This is a genomic window from Prauserella alba (genome assembly GCF_024171735.1).
Lineage (GTDB): Bacteria > Actinomycetota > Actinomycetes > Mycobacteriales > Pseudonocardiaceae > Prauserella > Prauserella alba.
Genome location: NZ_JAMTCH010000004.1, coordinates 1,306,976 through 1,324,804 on the forward strand (window position 1 = coordinate 1,306,976; position 17,829 = coordinate 1,324,804).

The 17,829-nt window shown below is 70.3% G+C and carries 18 protein-coding genes and 1 pseudogene; 8 read left to right on the top strand and 11 right to left on the bottom strand.

All coding sequences use genetic code 11. From position 1 onward, the window contains the following. Positions 1 to 41: 41 nt before the first annotated feature. Genes LY12_RS14845 through nth form a run of 4 tightly spaced genes read right to left on the bottom strand, consistent with a single transcriptional unit; the run spans position 42 to position 3,248 of the window. The gene (locus LY12_RS14845) at positions 42 to 1,226 is read right to left on the bottom strand and encodes a MarP family serine protease (protein ID WP_253856989.1); all 1,185 of its coding nucleotides are present in this window, start codon (positions 1,224 to 1,226) and stop codon (positions 42 to 44) included. A 2-nt stretch (positions 1,227 to 1,228) separates the two neighbouring features. Then, entirely contained in the window at positions 1,229 to 1,924 is a 696-nt protein-coding gene (locus tag LY12_RS14850) for an NUDIX hydrolase (protein WP_253857439.1), read from the bottom strand. A gap of 8 nt (positions 1,925 to 1,932) precedes the next feature. Beyond that, a complete protein-coding gene (locus tag LY12_RS14855) occupies positions 1,933 to 2,541 on the bottom strand; it encodes a TlpA family protein disulfide reductase (RefSeq protein WP_253856993.1) in 609 nt (202 codons plus the stop codon). Beyond that, complete coding sequence (gene nth, locus LY12_RS14860) at positions 2,538 to 3,248, bottom strand: endonuclease III (RefSeq protein ID WP_253857441.1); 711 nt, start codon at positions 3,246 to 3,248, stop codon at positions 2,538 to 2,540. Before nth ends, LY12_RS14855 begins: the two co-directional genes overlap by 4 nt. A 180-nt stretch (positions 3,249 to 3,428) precedes the next feature. Between nth and LY12_RS14865 the strand changes: the two are divergent. The 3 genes and pseudogenes from LY12_RS14865 to LY12_RS14875 all read left to right on the top strand — a co-directional run. After that, positions 3,429 to 3,647, top strand: a pseudogene (locus LY12_RS14865) (hypothetical protein); the annotation flags it as partial. Between the two features lie 581 nt (positions 3,648 to 4,228). Next, positions 4,229 to 4,903 (top strand): Crp/Fnr family transcriptional regulator, encoded by a 675-nt coding sequence (locus tag LY12_RS14870; protein WP_183648802.1) that lies wholly within the window; start codon positions 4,229 to 4,231, stop codon positions 4,901 to 4,903. Positions 4,904 to 5,775: 872 nt separating this feature from the next. After that, on the top strand, positions 5,776 to 7,044 hold the full coding sequence (locus LY12_RS14875) for an MFS transporter (protein WP_253856994.1): 1,269 nt from the start codon (positions 5,776 to 5,778) through the stop codon (positions 7,042 to 7,044). Between the two features lie 78 nt (positions 7,045 to 7,122). Here the strand turns inward: LY12_RS14875 and LY12_RS14880 are convergent, their stop codons facing one another. Then, positions 7,123 to 7,908, bottom strand: a complete 786-nt coding sequence (locus LY12_RS14880; protein ID WP_253856995.1) for an MBL fold metallo-hydrolase — start codon at positions 7,906 to 7,908, stop codon at positions 7,123 to 7,125. Positions 7,909 to 7,937: 29 nt separating this feature from the next. After that, entirely contained in the window at positions 7,938 to 8,732 is a 795-nt protein-coding gene (locus tag LY12_RS14885) for an NUDIX hydrolase (protein ID WP_253856997.1), read from the bottom strand. Between the two features lie 294 nt (positions 8,733 to 9,026). Between LY12_RS14885 and LY12_RS14890 the strand changes: the two genes are divergently transcribed. Continuing rightward, the gene (locus LY12_RS14890; RefSeq protein ID WP_253856999.1) at positions 9,027 to 9,521 is read left to right on the top strand and encodes a DUF1059 domain-containing protein; all 495 of its coding nucleotides are present in this window, start codon (positions 9,027 to 9,029) and stop codon (positions 9,519 to 9,521) included. A gap of 210 nt (positions 9,522 to 9,731) precedes the next feature. On the opposite strand, the gene LY12_RS14895 is transcribed toward LY12_RS14890, so the two are convergent. The 4 genes from LY12_RS14895 to sp36 are packed head-to-tail and all read right to left on the bottom strand — an operon-like array spanning position 9,732 to position 12,405. Beyond that, complete coding sequence (locus LY12_RS14895; RefSeq protein ID WP_253857001.1) at positions 9,732 to 11,108, bottom strand: hypothetical protein; 1,377 nt, start codon at positions 11,106 to 11,108, stop codon at positions 9,732 to 9,734. A 36-nt stretch (positions 11,109 to 11,144) separates the two neighbouring features. Continuing rightward, positions 11,145 to 11,774 (bottom strand): hypothetical protein, encoded by a 630-nt coding sequence (locus LY12_RS14900; RefSeq protein ID WP_253857002.1) that lies wholly within the window; start codon positions 11,772 to 11,774, stop codon positions 11,145 to 11,147. Beyond that, positions 11,774 to 12,238, bottom strand: coding sequence for a RidA family protein (locus tag LY12_RS14905; protein ID WP_253857004.1), 465 nt, complete (start codon positions 12,236 to 12,238; stop codon positions 11,774 to 11,776). The genes LY12_RS14900 and LY12_RS14905 overlap by 1 nt, the downstream gene beginning before the upstream one ends. A gap of 5 nt (positions 12,239 to 12,243) precedes the next feature. Further along, positions 12,244 to 12,405, bottom strand: a complete 162-nt coding sequence (gene sp36 / locus LY12_RS14910) for a Sp36 family protein (RefSeq protein WP_005466698.1) — start codon at positions 12,403 to 12,405, stop codon at positions 12,244 to 12,246. A 42-nt stretch (positions 12,406 to 12,447) separates the two neighbouring features. Between sp36 and LY12_RS14915 the strand changes: the two genes are divergently transcribed. Genes LY12_RS14915 through bagB form a run of 3 tightly spaced genes read left to right on the top strand, consistent with a single transcriptional unit; the run spans position 12,448 to position 14,881 of the window. Beyond that, on the top strand, positions 12,448 to 12,696 hold the full coding sequence (locus LY12_RS14915) for a hypothetical protein (RefSeq protein ID WP_253857006.1): 249 nt from the start codon (positions 12,448 to 12,450) through the stop codon (positions 12,694 to 12,696). 17 nt (positions 12,697 to 12,713) lie between these two features. Beyond that, on the top strand, positions 12,714 to 13,718 hold the full coding sequence (gene bagA, locus LY12_RS14920; RefSeq protein WP_253857008.1) for an ATPase BagA: 1,005 nt from the start codon (positions 12,714 to 12,716) through the stop codon (positions 13,716 to 13,718). Between the two features lie 2 nt (positions 13,719 to 13,720). Then, positions 13,721 to 14,881: an ATPase BagB gene (gene bagB / locus LY12_RS14925; RefSeq protein ID WP_253857010.1), complete on the top strand. Its 1,161-nt coding sequence runs from the start codon at positions 13,721 to 13,723 to the stop codon at positions 14,879 to 14,881. 88 nt (positions 14,882 to 14,969) lie between these two features. Here the strand turns inward: bagB and LY12_RS14930 are convergent, their stop codons facing one another. Then, a complete protein-coding gene (locus LY12_RS14930; protein WP_253857012.1) occupies positions 14,970 to 15,269 on the bottom strand; it encodes a WhiB family transcriptional regulator in 300 nt (99 codons plus the stop codon). A 368-nt stretch (positions 15,270 to 15,637) separates the two neighbouring features. Here LY12_RS14930 and LY12_RS14935 point away from each other — a divergent pair, with 368 nt between their 5' ends. Beyond that, the gene (locus LY12_RS14935; protein WP_253857014.1) at positions 15,638 to 17,749 is read left to right on the top strand and encodes a transglycosylase domain-containing protein; all 2,112 of its coding nucleotides are present in this window, start codon (positions 15,638 to 15,640) and stop codon (positions 17,747 to 17,749) included. Positions 17,750 to 17,829: the final 80 nt, after the last annotated feature.

The following is a 17,829-nucleotide window of genomic DNA, read 5'->3' on the forward strand; positions in this document are numbered from 1 at the left end:
GGCCGCGGTGCGGACGTCGGGATCGCGGCGCATCCGCCGCGTCATGAGGTGCACGGGCCCGTGCCGACCTCGGCGCCGTAGGCGGGCGCCTGTTCGTACTCGTCCCGCACCTCGTCGGCCGTGAGCACGAATCCGGTGTCCGGATCCTCGACCGACGCGCCGAACACGACACCGATGACGTCGCCGTCCGGGTCGATCATGGGGCCGCCGGAGTTCCCGCTGCGCACCTGTCCGCGGACGGTGAAGACGTCACGCTGGACGGTGTTGGCGTCGTAGATGTCGGGGCCGCGCAGGTTGATCCGTTCACGCACCCGCAACGGCGACGCGGTGTACGGCCCGTCGAGCGGGTAGCCGAGCGCGATCGCGTCGTCGCCTTCGACGGCGTCCTCGTCACGCAGGTCGAGCGGACGCGTGGTCAGACCGGGCACGGCCAGCACAGCGAGGTCGGTACTCGGGTCGAAGTGCACCACCGTGGCAGGTTCTCGCCCCTGGGGGGTTTCGACGGCAACCTGGTCGGTGCCCGCGACGACGTGGGCGTTCGTCATCACACGCTGTGGGGCGACGACGAAGCCGCTGCCCTCAAGGGAGCGGGAGCACGAGGAGGCGACGCCGCGGATCTTCAGCACACTCGGATGCGCCTGTTGCACAACGGCGTCGGCGGGCAGCGACTCGTCGGGCGGGGAGATCTCCCGCACCGGAGCCTGCTGGAACGGATCCACAATGGATGGGAAGCCGGAGGCGTCGAGCAGCTCGCGCAGCTCCCCCGGCAGCCCCTGCGCCGCGTCCGGCATGACGTCGTTGACGCCACCCAGCACCGACGACTCGTTGATCGCGCGTGCCAGCCCGGGCAGCGCGGCGACGCTCGTGAGCGGAAGCGCGATCAGCCACGCCACGACGAACACCACGATGCCCTGCACGATCGCACCGAGCGTGCTGTCCACACTGGACAACTTCGGCGAGCGGATCCGGTTCTTCAGCTGACTGCCAGCCAGCACACCGAGGGTTTCGCCGAGCGCGACGAGGAACACCACCGTGCCGACGGCGATCGCCACCCGCGCCGCGGGTTCGTCGAACGAGTCCACGAGCCACGGCGCGAGCTCGATCCCCAGCAGCGCACCCGCGACGACACCGATGAACGCGGGCAACGCGACGAGCATGCCCTGGCGTGCGCCCGACACCGCCGCGAGCAGTGCCAGTGCGATCACCAGCAGGTCGACCCAGTTCACCGTCACTCCCGGCCCGTTTCACGCTCCATGTGCCGCGCCCACGCTACGTCAAGGTCTCGCACATCCGTGTGATCCCATGGCCGTTCCCAGCCACCCAGTCGCAACAGTGCCGTCAGCACGCCCGCCGTGAACCCCCAGACGAACAGCTCACCGACGGTGAAGGCAGGTCCCTTCCAGCCACCACCGGGTTTGCGCACCATGAAGCGGTTCGCCGGATCGGCCAGTTCGGACAGCGGCACCCGCGCCACGGCGGCCGTCTCGCCGAGGTCGACCGCGTGCACGGGCGAAGGCTCCTCCCAGTGGGCGAGCACCGGTGTCACCGCGAACCGCGACACCGGGATGTAGAGCCGCGGCAGCACCGCCACCGGGCGGATGCCGGACACCTCGACGCCCGTCTCTTCCTCCGCCTCGCGCAGTGCCGTGCCGATCGGACCTTCGTCGCCGTCCTCGGCCCCGCCGCCGGGGAACGCCACCTGCCCGGCGTGCGAGCCGAGCGTGTCGGCGCGGCGCAGCAGCAGCACGTCCGGACCGTGCACCGGCTGCTCGCCGAACAGCACCAGCACCGACGCCGCCCTGGGGTTCTGCCCGTCCGGCACGGTGAGGCGGGTGAACGCCGCTGCGTCCGTTGCGGCGCTGGCCCGCACCAGTTCGGCCAGCCAGTCCGGCACCTCCGCCGGGTCGACGAGCGGGCCGCTCATCTCACAGGTCACCGCTCACCTCCCGCACGTAGGGCCTCTCGAATCTGCTCCTGGGTCGTGAACAGCCGTGGCTTGCGGATCAGCTCGACGTCACCGTCACGGGTCACCAGGTACGACGCCGGCAGCGCGCGCGGCACCGACAGCGCCTCGCGCACCGGACCCGACGGCCCCTCGCCGTCGAACAGGCCCGGCAAGTCGACGTCGAGCTCGGCCAGCAGTTCGAGCCCCTCCCGCTGGCCGCTCTCGACCTGCACCGTGACCACCCTCGCGGCGCCGGGCCCGGCCGCGTAGGCGTCGAGCAGCGGCAGCTCCTCCCGGCACGGCTGACACCACGTGGCCCAGACGTTGATCAGCGTCGGCCGGTCCCCCGCGGCGACGACCTCACCCACGTCGACCTGCGAACCGTCGGCCAGGCACACCGCCTCGACCCCGCGCAGTCCACCGGCGGGAGCGCCGGAGCCGGTCCGGCACTCTCCGAGCTGCGCGGCTGCCCGTGCGGGGCCCAGGTCCTCGCCACGGTCGGTGCCGTCCTGCGAGTTCACCATGGGCACGACCGCCACCAACGCGGCGATCACCAGCACACCCGCCACCAACGCCCAGCGCGCCGCGGGAGTCACCGCTCCGACACCATCGCCAGCAGGTGGTCCCGCTCGTCCCCCTTGACCAGCGCCGCGGCCTCGTCGAAATCGGTGGGGCCCTCGCCGAACGCGGGACAGTCACGCGCGACCGGGCACGCACCGCACGCGGGTTTGCGCGCGTGGCAGATCCGCCTGCCGTGCCAGATCACCCGTTGCGAGAGCATCGTCCAGTCCTTCCGGGGGAACAGGTCCCCGACGGCGAACTCGACCTTGACCGGGTCCTGTTCGGCCGTCCAGCCCCAGCGGCGCACGAGCCTGCCGAAGTGCGTGTCGACGGTGATGCCGGGCAGGCCGAACGCCTCGCCGAGGATCACGTTGGCCGTCTTACGGCCGACTCCCGGCAGCTTGACGAGCTCGTCGAGCGTGCTCGGCACCTCGCCGTCGTGCCGCTCGACCAGTGCGGCGCCGAGCCGCAGCAGCGAGGTCGCCTTGTTGCGGTAGAAGCCGGTGGGCCGGATGTACTCCTCGAGCTCGGTCCGGTCGGCTCCCGCGTAGTCCGCGGCCGTGCGGTAGCGCGCGAACAGGGCAGGCGTGGTCTGGTTGACGCGCACGTCGGTGCATTGCGCCGACAGGATGACGGCTACGAGCAGCTCGAGCGGCGTGGCGAAGTCCAGCTCGCACTCGGCGTTTGGATAAGCCTCGTCCAGGCAACGCTTGATACGTCGCGCCCGCCGCACCAGGGCCAGCCGACTCTCCTCGGTAAGCGGCCGCGACCGGACAACACTCTTTCGGGGCGTCCCCTCCCGGGGGTGCTCAGGAACCGCTGACGACACATCGTTAGCCTACGTGCGACCTCCGACAGGACGGGCACACGCTTCACTACCCTCGAACGCGGCGATGCCCCCGATCGCCGGACTTGGAGAGAAATGACCGTCTGGTTCGTCATCGCGGTGCCACTGGCGGTCATGCTGTTCGCGCTCGGGATGGAACGCGTCGAGACCCGGCTGCGCCACGTGTCCGTGCGCGGCGAGGACGTCGAGGAGTTCCTCGAGCAGGCCAAACCCGAAGAGGTCAGGGCGCTGTACGGGCACGGCATCGGCAGGGCCCTGGAACTGTTCCGCCGCAGGCGGTTCGGCGGCCGTTCGGGGGGCCGGTTCGGCAAACCCCGCCGCGACGGCGTGGACCCGCAGTCGTCGCAGGCCAACACGTCCGCATCGACCGGAGCCTCGGCTCCGCAGTCCTCGGCTCCGCAGTCCTCGGCCCGACCCACGGAGTCACGGACCTCGGACGCGCGCGGCACCGACTGAGGCAGGCCGGAACCGACGTCGGCCGGCACTGCGACGGGGGCGACGCACGCGACCTGGTCACACAATGACGTCGATTCATCACCCGTACGTCTCAGAAATGCCCGCGCGGCATGGCCTGGCGGTAGTCACCGTGATACCCGGTGTGAGGGTGTGCCACCCGAACGGAGGCGGTCGCCCGGCACCGTTACGTCAGGGTTAAACTTTCGGGTCGGAGATCGTCCGCGTACGGTCTCGACGAGCTGTGTCAGGCAGCGCCCAGCGCCGGGTGATTGCCGTGTACGTCACCCAGGACGGGGTGTCGCTACGGCGGATCGGCGAGCCGGGAAGCGATCTCGAGGGCACGCCCTACACTGCACGTAGTGACCGGCGCCACGCTCCCGTCCCCGGGTGCGATGGTCGCTTCTCAAAGGAGGCACGAGGTGGACGAGACCCTGGCCAGGGCGGGCATTTTCCAGGGCGTGGAGCCGGCTGCGGCCGAAGCGCTCGCACAGACCCTGGAGACCGTGGACTTTCCGCGCGGCCACGTGATCTTCAACGAGGGCGAGCCCGGCGACAAGCTCTACATCATCAAGTCGGGCAAGGTGAAGATCGGCCGCAAGTCGGCCGACGGCCGGGAGAACCTCTTCCAGATCATGGGCCCTTCGGACATGTTCGGCGAGCTGTCGATCTTCGATCCGGGACCGCGTACCTCGACGGCGACGACCGTGACCGAGGTCAGCACCGTGACGATGGACCGCGCCGCGCTGCGGCAGTGGATCTCCACGCGTCCCGAGATCGCCGAGCAGCTGCTCCGCGTGGTGGCCCGCCGTCTGCGGCGCACGAACAACATGGTCGCGGAACTGATCTTCACGGACGTTCCCGGCCGTGTCGCACGCGCGCTGCTGCAGCTGGCCCAGCGGTTCGGCAGCCAGGAGGCAGGCCTGCTGCGCGTCACGCACGATCTGACGCAGGAGGAGATCGCCCAGTTCGTCGGCGCCTCCCGTGAGACGGTGAACAAGGCACTCGCCGACTTCGCGCACCGCGGCTGGCTGCGACTCGAAGGCAAGAGCGTGCTGATCCTCGACCCCGAGCGACTCGCGCGACGCGCCCGCTGACCAGGGGATTCGACACCTCGCACCGCGCGAGGTCCCACAATTTCCCCTATGCGACGGTCGGCGGCTCCGGCAACGCCTACGGAGACAGGCGACATCCGGGATCCTGCACTCCGGCGAGGTGCGACGTCGCGGCGGAGTGCGGTGTCGCGGACTGTCTCGGCTGCGGGTCCGCACCGCGGAAGGCACGGTAGGCGGCGATCGGCAGCGACCGTCTCGGGCACAGCTGCCGTCTCGCAGCCGACTGCATCAAGACATGACAAAGGGCCGGGCGCCACCCCCGACGTGGCGCACCGGCCCTTTGCCTGTGCGTGGACCATCCCCCGACAGCCCACGCTCCCCGCCCTCCGGTTGAAAGGCCCCGACCCGAATCCCGGAGGGAGACTGTGTTCGCCTCCAGCAGCGCTGGTGCTCGTGCCACCGAGGTCTCGCCATCGACGACGCCGGATGACCCGACCTCTCGATACTTGAGTACCCGCTGCGAAGCGAGGAAACCGCCTATGTAGTTGATCGACTGTTCCGGCACCCGGCCCAACCGGTGCGCCCGGTCGCCGTATGCACCGGTCAAGCACTGCGCTTAGTTCCGGGTCACGAAACTCGTCTTCAGCTTGTTCATGGGTGGGACTCGCACTGCCGGGTCTCGCGACGCGAGACCCGCTGACTTCTTCAGAATCGCACGGCACCCACCCTGCTCTTCAAGTGTCTTCACCCTCAAGGACGCTCACGAGGGTCAGAAGATGCCCGAAAACGCTGTTCCGTTATCCAACTGAGACACGGATACCCGAAAGAGGGGCGGGTATGCACCTCAATACTCACGGTCGCCGGCAGATACAGTCCAGAAAACAGACTGGTACGCACGTGCCATAATAGTGGGCATGTCCCAGTCAGACCGGCCCGATCCGCCCGCCTCCGAGGGCCGCACCTCGCTCGCCGACTACCGCGCGGTGTTGCGAACACCGCGTTCCCGCAGGCCACTCGTGGCATCCGTGCTCGCTCGGCTGCCGATCGCCATGATCGGGATCTCGGCACTGCTGTACGTCCAGCACGAGACCGGTTCGTTCGCCGCAGCCGGCCTCGTGTCGGCCGCGGCGCTCGTCGGCGTGGCCGCGGGGTCGGTCGTCCAGGGACGCATCATCGACCGGTTCGGGCCGACACGCCCACTTCTGGTGGTCACCGCACTGTTCGTCACCGCATTGACGACGCTGATCGTCGTGATCGAGGCCGGTGCGCCCGTACCGGTGCTCGTCGGCTGTTCCGCCACGATCGGGCTGTTCGAACCCGCGACCGGCTCGGCGTCCCGTGCGCTGTGGGGCCGGCTGCTTCCCGCCGGCCCGACCCGCGATGCCGCGTTCTCGTACGAGGCGATCAGCATGGAGGTGTTCTTCATCCTCGGGCCGGGACTGGCGGGTGTGCTGATCGCGCTCCCGTGGCCCGGTACCGGCCTGGTACTCGGCGGGGCGTGCATGGCGACAGGTGCGGCGCTGTTCGCGCTGAGCCCGGCGGTACGGGAATGGGGACCGAATCCGCAGGCGGGGGCGTCATTGCTGGGCGCACTGGCGAGCCCGGGCATGCGCACGCTCGCGCTCGCGGCGCTGGGCTTCGGGATCATCATCGGATTCGTGGAGGTGGCGGTGCCGGCGGCGGCCGATCAGGCGGGCAACGTCTCGGTCGGCGGCGTACTGCTGTCGCTGTGGTCGGTGAGCTCGGTGGCGTTCGGCGTTGCCTACAGCCTCCGGCCGTGGCCGCGGACGCTGCCTGCGCGACTGCCGGTGCTGCTCGGCCTGTTCGGGGCGCTGGTCGCGGTCATGGCGTGGCCGTCGACGTTGTGGGGCCTCGGACTGGCGATGTTCGCGGCCGGCGCGATGATCACCCCGCAGTCCACGACGCACTCGACCACGATCGAACTCACCGCACCACGGGACACCGCCGCCGAGGCGTTCTCGTGGGTCCTGACGTCGGTCACGCTCGGAATCGCCTGCGGCCAGTCCGTGAGCGGCTACGTGGTGGAACACGCGAGCCCGTCGGCGGCGTTCCTGACCGCGGGTGCGGTGGCGATGGCGCTCGCCGCCGTCGTGGCACTCCTGCGCGGCACGATCCGCCCGCACGCGGTCGCCTCCGAACGGGCCCCCGCACTCGCCACGTGACCCATCGACTGCCATCAGGCGCCCCCAGGGGCACTTTGGTGGCGTTCAGTGCAACCAAAGTGCCCCTGGGGGCTTCGGTCAGCTCTGCAGGTATTCGAGCTGGGCTGTGACGGAGGATTCCGCTGCGGGCCAGAGGGCACGGTCGACGTCGGCGTAGACGTGCTCGACGATCTGCCGCGGCGTCGCGTCGGCGCCCAGCACGTCGAGCGCGCCCCGGATCTCGGCGAGGCGCTGTTGCCGGTGCCTGCGGTACTGGTCGACCGTCGCCAACAGGTCCTCCCGCTCCGGGCCGTGCCCGGTGAGGCCGACCGATCCGGCGGGCAGCGCGGCGAGCCGGTCGAGTGACCGCAGGTAGTCGCCGATGTGCTCGACAACCGTGGTTCCGCGGCCGAGCACCGTGTCACCTGTCAGCACGTGCACTACGTCGTCGTGGTCGAAGCGCAACGACACGGAGTCGCCGCAGTGCCCCGGCGTGTGCAGCACCATCAGCTCCAGCCCGGCGGCGCGGACGGCGTCGCCGTCGCCCAGCGGGTCCCCTTCAAGGCACAGTCCGGGGTCGAACGCCCGCACGGGCGCGCCCGTCCGTTCGGCCAGCCACGGCGCACCGTCGGTGTGGTCGGGATGGTGATGGGTGAGCACGATCAGCTCGACGGGCCCCGCAGCCGCAACGACCCGCTCCAGGTGTGCGGTGTCGAGATATCCGGGGTCGACGACGATCGACGCGGGCGCATCCGGCCCACGCAGGATCCACGTGTTGGTGCCCTCGAGCGTCATGTTCGACGGGTTCTCCTCGAGCACCACCGTCGCCGCCGACGTCACCACCCGCGGCGTCTCGTAGGCCGGGTGCGCACTCGCGCCGGTCATCACACCTCCAGTCACAGTCCGCGTCCCGGTCACAGCTCGACGAGCACGGATTCGCCGTCGAATCGCAGGGTGGGCATCACCTTCGGAACCGGCGCCCGGTGGGTCGCCAGCACCTCCGTCACGTCCCGGCACACCGCGAGGTCCGACAGCATCGCCCACGTGGGTGGCATCAGCATGCTGCGGCCCGCCTCACCGTCGGCCATGGCGTCGGCGGGCGTGCGCCAACCCGATTCGGACGCCTCGGTGGTCTCGCCGTCGGCGTCCTGCCCGGCGGGCAACGCCGCGGCGAAGAACCGGGTGTCGTAGCGCCGTTTCTCGCCTTCCGGGGTGACCCAGTTCGCCCACGGCCGCAACAGGTCGCCGCGCAGCGTCAGCCCGGCGTCGGCGAGGAACTCGGCGAGCGAGAACTCCCTGCCGACGAGCGCGGCGCGGGCGCCTGCGTAGCCGGCAGTGTCTCCGACGATGTTGTCGGGGCCGTGCCCTGCCAGCAGCACGCCGGATTCCTCGAACGTCTCACGGACCGCGGCGCACACGAGCGCCCTGGCGAGGCGCTCGTCGCAGCCGAACCACTGCGCCCACCGTGCGGCGGACGGACCGGCCCAGGCGATCGATGCGTCGGCGTCACGCTCGTCGACCCCGCCGCCCGGGAACACCGTCATCCCGGCGGCGAACTTCATCGCCGTGACCCGCCGTTGCAGGAAGACCTCGATGCCGGAGGGTGTGTCTCGCAGCAGCATCACAGTAGCCGCATCGCGGGCGGGCACGGGCGGTTCCTGCGGTGCCGCGGCGTCGGCCGATCCCGCGCCGCCGGTCGGATCCGGCATCGCGCTCCTCGGCAGATGAAAGTTCGCAGCCACGTCCGCAACATACCGCCGCCGCCGAACTCCCGACTCCGTCCGATGCCGGCATTCCCGGACGGCCGTGCCTCGTGAACGGCCGGGGTCGCCCGCGCCGGGGCGGGCCGACCTGCATCGCCGGTCCGGTGACCTATGGCGGCCGATGACTGACTTGTGTCACTCGTCACAGCTTCCCTGGGCGGCGCACAGTGGACCTGTCGGCGCTCCTCCGCCCGCTTGTCCTGCGACCGGGCGAGGAACGGATCGAACAGGAGCCGAGAAATGACCAGAAAATATGTCGACTGCCGGGACACCCCCAGTGTGTCGGGTTGCACGCTGGCGATGAGCGGCGAAGAGGAAGAGCTGGCGCAGGCGGCGGCCAGGCACGCGGTGGATGTGCACGGACATGCCGATGACGAGCAGCTGCGTGCGATGACGCGGGAAGGGCTGCGGGACGCGCCGGTCGCCGACACGGCACCGGGCGCGTTCATCCAGCTGATCGAGTTCCGCACCGACCGCATCGACGAAGTGGAGGCGCTGGCCCGGGAGTGGGCCGAGGAGATCGGCGCCGACCGGACCGCGCGATGGGGCGTCACGACCAGCGACCGTGACCGCGCGGGCACCTACATCGAGATGGTGGAGTTCCCCAGCTACGAGGCGGCGATGGCCAACTCCGCGAACCCTGCGACCTCGAAGTTCGCGGAGCGGTTGCAGAAGCTGTGCGAGGGGGAGCCCCGCTTCCTCAACCTCGACGTGCACGCCACGATGGCGTTCTGACCCGCGCAAGCGCGACCGTCCGTCGTGCCCGCGGTGGCCCCGCCGAGCCGGGAACCGCTGCTCGGCGGGCCCACTGCCCGGTCGGGTGCCGAGCAGTGCGCCCGCACGGTTCGACGAGATTCCCGGTGGACGAGGCGCGAGGTGGACGAGGCGCGAGGTGGTTGTCGCTGTGCGACCGGCCGCGCCGCCGAAAGCAGTCCGGCAGCGGCCTCAGCGGGCGTCGGTGCCGTTCGCGGGGGTCCCGCCCGCCCGCTGGCGCTGTGCCTCGGCCCGTTCCCGCTCGGCGAGTTCGGCGTGCAACTCGCGCAGCAGCTCGCGGTCGCGGTCGGTCAGTTGCGGATCGTCGAGGTTGAGATCGGGGATCCGGGCGAGTTGGTCGGAGTCGAGATCGGCCGACGCGAGCGCCTGCCCCTTCTCCCTGTCCTCGGCGATCGCGGCGCGCAGCTGGGCGACCTCCTCGCGGGACATCTCGGTGGTCTGTGCCGACCGGTTGTCCTGCTCGACGTCGTGCGCCGGTTGAGGGAACTCGACCACCTGGCCACCCTCACCGCCACGCGGCAGCTCGCCGCCCGCGGTTTCGGGCGGCTCGGCCGGTACGCGCGCTGGGTTGCGACTGCGCCGGCCGCGGCCCTGCTCACCGGACGACCTCGCCGACCGTGGCGGCTCCGCGGTCCAGCCCCGGGCAGCCGGAGCCGGCTCTGGGGCCGGTGTGGCCGCCTGCTCCCGCACGGGAGATTCGGTGGGCACCGGACCGTCGGACACGGGGGTCTCCGATACGGCGGCCACGGCGGGCGGGTTCCCGGGTGCCGCCCGCGACGGTTCCGGGTTCCGCGGTTCCCGGGTCTGTGGTTCCGGGGGCGGGGGAACACTCGCGGGGCCGGTGGGTGCGGGTGCCGGCTCAGCGTGAGCCGGCTCCGCTCTTACAGACTCGGCCCTCGCGGAGTCGCGCGCGACGGCGTCCGGGCCCGCGAGCCACACGGGAACACCGGAGGACAGCGCCGCCTCGTGGTACGCGGTGCGTTCCGAACCGGGCCCGGTGACCTCGACGACCGCACGGATACCGGCCTTACGCAGCGCGTCGCCGACGCGGAAGGCGACGGCGGGCGGGTGTGCATCGGGGCCGATGTCGACGAGCACGACGCGCTGCGGCAACGGTCCGGGCACGCTGCCCGCGGCGGTGTTGCGCCACACGGCGTGGACCGAACGCAGGTCGGGCAGCACGCGCAGGACGCGATCGAGCGCGTCGCCGACACCCGCGTCGGGGTCGTCCTCGCGGCTGAACCGGTGTTCGGTCGCCGCGATGTCGTCGACGACGGTGAGCTGGTCCGCCAGCGTCGGGTCGGAGCGGGTGAGCTCCAGCAGCGAAGCCAGCTCCCGCTGTTCGGCGGGGCGGACGGGAAGGCGGCCGGCGACGAGTGACCCCACGGTCAGTTCGGTGGCGTCGTCGAGATTCGACCGGGCGACGAGCTCCCGCGCCTCGGACAGGGCACTGTCGTCGAGCCTGCCCGCGAGCGCGAGCAGCACGTTGTACAGGCGCAGCGGGACGCCGAAGCCGTCCTGGTCACCACCGGGCCGCAGGTCCACCATGTCGCCGCTCTCCCTCCCGCCCGCCGGCCGCGGACGCTATGCGGATACGAGTTGCCGCCCGGAGTCGGCCGCCCCTGCGCACACGAACCGGGAGTTCGCGAGCGCCTCCCGGTGGTAGGCGGGCGGGTCGAACCGAGTGGGCAGCACCTCCACGCACGGGGCCTCGTCACCCAGCACGCGCAGCAGGCGCTGCAGTTCGCCCGTCAGCCGGGGAAGCCCGGCGGCAGCCGTGACGAGCAGGACACGTTTCGCCCCCTCCGGGCCGGCCCCACGTTCCTGTCGCCAAGCTTCCCGCACTTCACCCACATCGGGTCGCCGTCGCAACGTTGCGTCGATCACGGCGGCCACCGAGTCGACAGAGTTCACCCAGTTAGGTGTACTCGCGGTGAATGTGTACCCGCTCTCTAACGGTGCGTCTACCCCAAGGGTGGAACTGACCTGATGCCGGTCAGCGCCGTGCGGGACGAGGCCGGCCACCAGCAGGCCGTACTCCTCCTGGTCGAGGTCGACCCTGTGCTTGAGCAAAGTCTTCGGCAGCACGCGGGCGAGCGTGCTCATCGCACCCTCACCCAGCCAGTCGCGGAACCGCCAGACCAGGTTGTCGGGCAGCCGGCCGGAGAGGCGCAGCAGCAGCTCGTGGCACGCCTGCTCGACATCCGGGTCCATCACGACACCTCCACGATCAGCTCGACCTCCACCGGCGCGCCCAGCGGCAGCTCCGCGACGCCGACGGCCGACCTGGCGTGCGCACCCGCTTCGCCGAAGACCTCGCCGAGCAGCTCGGACGCACCGTTGATCACCGCGGGCTGGGCGTTGAACCCCTCCGCCGAGGCGACGAAACCGGTGGCCTTGACCACGCGCGTGACCGCGTCGATGCCCACCAGGTCGTGGACGGCGGCCAGCGCGTTCAGCATCGCGGTCCTGGCGTACTGCTTGGCCTCCTCGGGCCCGACCTCACCGCCGACCTTGCCGGTGGCGGGCAGCGCGCCGTCGACGAACGGCAACTGGCCTGAGGTGTAAACGTGCGGTCCCGTGCGGATCGCGGGGATGTACGACGCGACCGGAGCCGCGACGCCGGGCAGTTCGATGCCGAGCTCGGCGAGCCTCGCCGACGCGGTGCTGGCGCTCATCGGCCTCAGTCCTTCGGGCGCTTGAGGTACGCGACGTGCTGTTCGCCGCTCGGGTTGGGCAGGACGGTGACCAGCTCCCAGCCGTCCTCGCCCCACTGGTCGAGGATCTGCTTGGTGGCGTGGATCAACAGCGGAACGGTGGCGTACTCCCACTTCGTGGCACTCATGGCCGTCACCCTAGACAACCACTGCCAGTAGCGTGAGTTCCCGTGGAAACGTGGCGGATCTTCGCGGCCTCGCTGCTGGGCGTGGCCGGTGTCCTGGCTGTGCTGATGATCATGGCGCGCGTGCGGGAGCGGACCGGGCGGTGGCAGGCCGTCGCCGTGACGGGCCTCGTCGGCGTCACCGCACTGGCCCTGACCTGCGTGCTGACGCTCACGGTGCTGACTCCCGCCGTCTCCTGGTGGCTGGCCGGCGGCATCGCGGTGATCGTCGCCGTGCTGGCCTTGGCGAGTTGATGTCTTACGCTTCCCCGGTGACCACCACGCTGGCCGGCTGGACCGACGAGCTGACCCGCACCCGGCTGCATTTCGTGACCGGCAAGGGCGGCACCGGCAAGACGACACTCGCCGCGTCGCTCGGGCTCGCACTCGCGGGCCACGGCAGGCGCGTACTGCTGGTCGAGGTCGAGGGCAGGCAGGGCTTCGCCCAGCTGTTCGACACCGAGCCGTTGCCGTACGCGGAGCAGCGCATCGCCTCCGCCCCGAACGGCGGCGAGGTGCGGGCGCTGCACATCGACGTCGAGGCGGCGCTGCTCGAGTACTTCGAGATGTTCTACAACCTCGGCTTCGCGGGCCGCACGCTGCGCAGGATGGGCGCGATCGAGTTCGCGACCACGCTCGCGCCGGGACTGCGGGACGTGCTGCTCACGGGCAAGATCAAGGAGTGCGTCGGCCGGACCGACTCCGACGGGCGCCACTTCTACGACGCCGTCGTCGTGGACGCGCCGCCGACGGGCCGGGTGGTGAAGTTCCTCGACGTCACCCGCGCGCTGACGGACCTTGCCAAGACCGGGCCGATCCGTTCGCAGGCCGACGGGGTCGTGAGCCTGCTGCATTCCGGCGAGACGGCCGTGCACCTGGTGACCCTGCTCGAGGAAATGCCGGTGCGGGAGACGCTGGACGCGGTCGCCGAACTGGACGGCGCGGACCTGCGCCCCGGGGCGGTGCTGATCAACCGGGTGCGCCCGCCGCGGCTGCCGGCCCGCTCGATCTCGCCGGCCGCCGGTGGCCGCGTCGACGCCGACCGCGTGCGGAGCGGTCTGGGGGCTGCGGGTCTCGACCTGCCGGACACGACGCTCGACGCACTGGTGACCGAGACCGTGGAACACGCAGGCCGGGTCGAGGCGGAGACGGCCGCGCGCCAGCAACTGTCCGAGAGCGACCTGCCGACACTCGAACTGGCCGACCTCTCCGGCGGGGTCGACGTGGCCGCGCTGTACGAGCTGGCGGAATCGCTGCGCGAGCAGGGGGTGCGGTGACGGTGGCCGGCACGCAGGAGATCCCGGACCACGGCGAGCTCGACGGACTCGACGTCGACGCGCTCATCGACGACCCGGACACGCGCGTGATCGTGTGCTGCGGTTCGGGCGGGGTCGGCAAGACGACGACGGCCGCCTCGCTCGCACTGCGGGCAGCCGAACGCGGCAGGAACACGGTGGTGCTGACCATCGACCCGGCGCGGCGGCTCGCCCAGGCGCTCGGCCTTCGTGAGCTGGGCAATCATCCCCGGCAGGTGGCCGTGGACGGGTTCGAACCGGACGGCCAGCTGTGGGCGATGATGCTGGACATGCGCCGCACGTTCGACGACATGGTGCGGCGCCACGCCGGCCCGGAACGGGCTGAACAGCTGCTGAGCAACCCCTTTTACCAGACCATTTCCACGTCGTTCTCCGGAACGCAGGAGTACATGGCGATGGAGAAACTGGGCCAGCTAGCGGCGACGGGCGACTGGGACCTGATCGTCGTCGACACGCCGCCGAGCCGCTCGGCCCTGGACTTCCTCGACGCGCCGAGCAGGTTGTCGGCGGCGCTGGACGGGCGGATGATCCGCCTGCTCACGAGCCCGGCCCGCGCGGGCGGGTGGGGAATCCGCAAGGTAATGAGCGCGGGCTTCTCGATGTTCGCCAAGGCCGTCTCGACGATCCTGGGCGGCCAGCTGCTCGCGGATGCCTCGGCGTTCATGCAGGCGTTCGACTCGACGTTCGGCGGGTTCCGCGAACGGGCGGCGAAGACACAGGAACTGCTGCGGTCCGAGGGGACGTCGTTCCTGGTCGTGGCTGCGCCGGAACCGGACGCGCTGCGGGAGGCGAGCTACTTCGTGGAGCGGCTCTCGGAGGAGTCGATGCCGCTGGCCGGCCTGGTGGCGAACCGGACGCATCCCGTGCTGGCCGACCTGACCGTGGTCGACGCGCTCGCCGCGGCCGAGGCGCTGGAACGGGGAGAGACGAGCGCACCCCTCGCCGAGGCGGTGCTGCGGTTGCACGCCGACCGGGTGCTGCTGGCCGAACGTGAATCCCGGCTGTTGGAGCGTTTCACCCGGGCGCACCCGGACGTGCCGGTGCGGCGGGTGCCCGCGCTCGCCGGGGACGTGCACGACGTGGGCGGACTACGCGACATCGGCGATCGCCTGGCGGGCGCCTGACACACGCGGGCCCGCCGCTGTCGTGAGAGGTGGACACCGGTTGTGAGAGGTGGACACCGGCGGGGCCGGCGTCCACCCGTCCGACGTGTCAGCTCGAGCCGGCACCCGCCGGCTCGTATTCGCGCTTGGCCGACTCGAGGAGGTCCCACCAGCTGTGCACCTCGGGGCGCTTGCGCAACAGCGCACGCCGTTCCCGTTCGGTCATACCGCCCCAGACACCGAAATCGATCCGGTTGTCGAGCGCCTCGGCAAGACATTCCGTCCGCACGGGACAGCCCATGCAGATGGTCTTCGCGCGATTCTGCTCTGCCCCGCGGACGAACAGTCCGTCCGGGTCCGTGTCCCGGCAGTACGCCTGGATACGCCAGCTCGACTGGTTGGTGTTCATCACGACCCCCAGCTCCTACCTGTTGTGACCTGCGCAGTTGCCATGCCTCGGGCCGCCTGGTCGTGGCGCCTCAGCCTCGCCGCTGCGACTGGTCGCTCTCTCCCTGTGTTCTCACGGTCCCTCCGCAACGCCTCCCCTTGTGAGCGTTGCCTCGTGAGATGTTGACGGACTGTAGACACACGCGGTTCCCATATCCAACCAACGAAGTTCGGATTTGTTTTCGCGAATGACCGTGCGGTCAAGTGCAGGTGGCTACAATGTTTCGGATTACCGCTTGGAGCTTTCTCCACTGAAGTGTGTATGGGCGCCACGGCAGCGCGCCGCGTAGCCAACCCGCACGTGACGGCCGGTGTGCGTACCCTGGCTGCGTGCGTAAGAGAAGCGGTCTGCTGAAGATGGTCGGGCTCTGCCTGCTGGCCGGTGTGCTGGTGGCAGGGATCCTCTTCCCCGTGGTCGGAGCCGCCGGTGTCGTGTCGAACCAGGCGAGCGAGACCGTCGACTCGATGTCGGCCGAACTCGCCGACGAGCCGCCGCCGCAGCTGACGACGATCACGGACAAGAGCGGCAAACCGATCGCCACGCTGTACAACCAGTACCGCGTGCCGACCAAGCCCGAGCAGATCTCGGACGCCATGAAGTGGGCGCTGATCTCGATCGAGGACCGCCGCTTCTACGAGCACAACGGCGTCGACTGGAAGGGCACGCTGCGCGCCGCGATCAGCAACACGTCGGGCGGCGACACGCAGGGCGCCTCGACGTTGACCCAGCAGTACGTCAAGAACTACCTGATCAACGTCACCTACCGCGACGACGAGATCGGCCAGCAACGCGCACAGGAACAGACCATCGCGCGCAAACTGAAGGAAGCGCGCATCGCGATCCAGCTCGAGACGCGGATGTCGAAAGCGGAGCTGCTCGCCGGTTATCTGAACGTCGTCGAGTTCTCGCGGCAGATCTACGGTGTCGGCGCGGCCGCGCGGGCCTACTTCAACACCACACCCGACAAGCTGGACGTCAACCAGTCGGCGATGCTCGCCGGAATGGTGAACAACCCGGCGGTGCTCGACCCGTGGAACAACCCCGAGGGCGCCAAGAACCGCCGCAACCTGGTGCTCGACTCGATGGTCGACAACCAGAAGCTGTCGGAGGAGGACGCGGAGCGGCTCAAGAAGGAGCCGCTGGGCGTGGTGAAGGGCGGCCCGAACAAGCCGGCCGCGAACTGCGTCGGTGCGGGTCCCGAGCACGGGTTCTTCTGCCAGTACGTCGAGGACTACCTGATCCGCTCGGGCATCTCGAAGGAGGAGCTCTACGACGGCGGGTACACGATCCGCACGACGCTGGACCGGCGGATCAACCACCTCGCCAAACAGTCCGCCGAGAAGCAGGTGCCGAAGATGACCGAGAACGTGGCCAACACGTTGTCGCTGGTCCGGCCCGGCAAGAAGCGGCACGAGGTGGTGGCGCTGGCCGCCAACCGCGACTACGGACTGGACAAGGAGGCGGGCGAGACCACCTACGCCCTGCCGTCCGACACGTGGAACGTCACCGGTGCCGGGTCGAGCTACAAGATCTTCACGGCCGCGGCGGCGATGGAGAAGGCCGGGGTCGGCATCTTCGACGACCTGCCGTCACCGGGTTCGTACACCTCGTCGCGCTACACGAATGCCGGAGCGCCGTACACGGTGGGCAACGCGGGTGACTACCCGCCCACGCTGACGCTGCAGGACGCGCTCGCGAAGTCGCCGAACACGACGTTCGTGCACCTCGTCGACCGTGTCGGCATCGAGCCGATCCTCGACATGGCCTACAAGCTCGGTATGCGCAGGACCATGAAGTCGAACGCCGGGAACGGCGGCCCGATCGACAAGGAGGCCGGCGGGCAGTACGCCATGTCGCAGCGGAAGTACTACGCTCCGCGGAAGAACTCCCGAGGTATGCCGTCGTTCACGCTGGGCGTCAGCCCGACGAACCCCCTCGAGATGGGCAACGTCGCGGCGACGATCCTCAGCGGCGGCACGTGGTGCCCGCCGACCCCGATCGCCGAGGTCACCGACCGCGACGGCAACCCGGTGAAGGTCGACGAGAACCCGTGCCAGCAGGTCGTGAGCGAGGACCTGGCGAACTCGCTGGCCGTCGGCATGAGCAAGGACGACCTCCCCGGCGGCACGTCAGCCGCCGCGGCCGAGGCCGTCAACTGGTCGCGCCCGATGATCGGCAAGACGGGTACGACGCAGAGCAACGCCTCCGGTGCGTTCATCGGTGGCACGCCCCAGCTGGCCGGTGCGTCGATGATCTTCAAGCCGGAACGCCCGACGGGCGGCATCGTGGACAGCGGCCCCGGCAACGTCTACTCGGTCGACGGTGAAGGCAACATCTTCGGCGGCAAGGCGCCGGCGCGCACCTGGTTCAACGCGATGAAGAAGATCATGGAAGGTGAACCGGTCCGCCAGCTCCCGAAGCCCAGTCCTCGCTACAAGTAGCGAACCGCGGCGGTGAGGGACCCGGCGATGCCGGTCCACGAGGTCCGGCGGGTGTCCGGTCGAGCTTCCGGCCCGGCCGG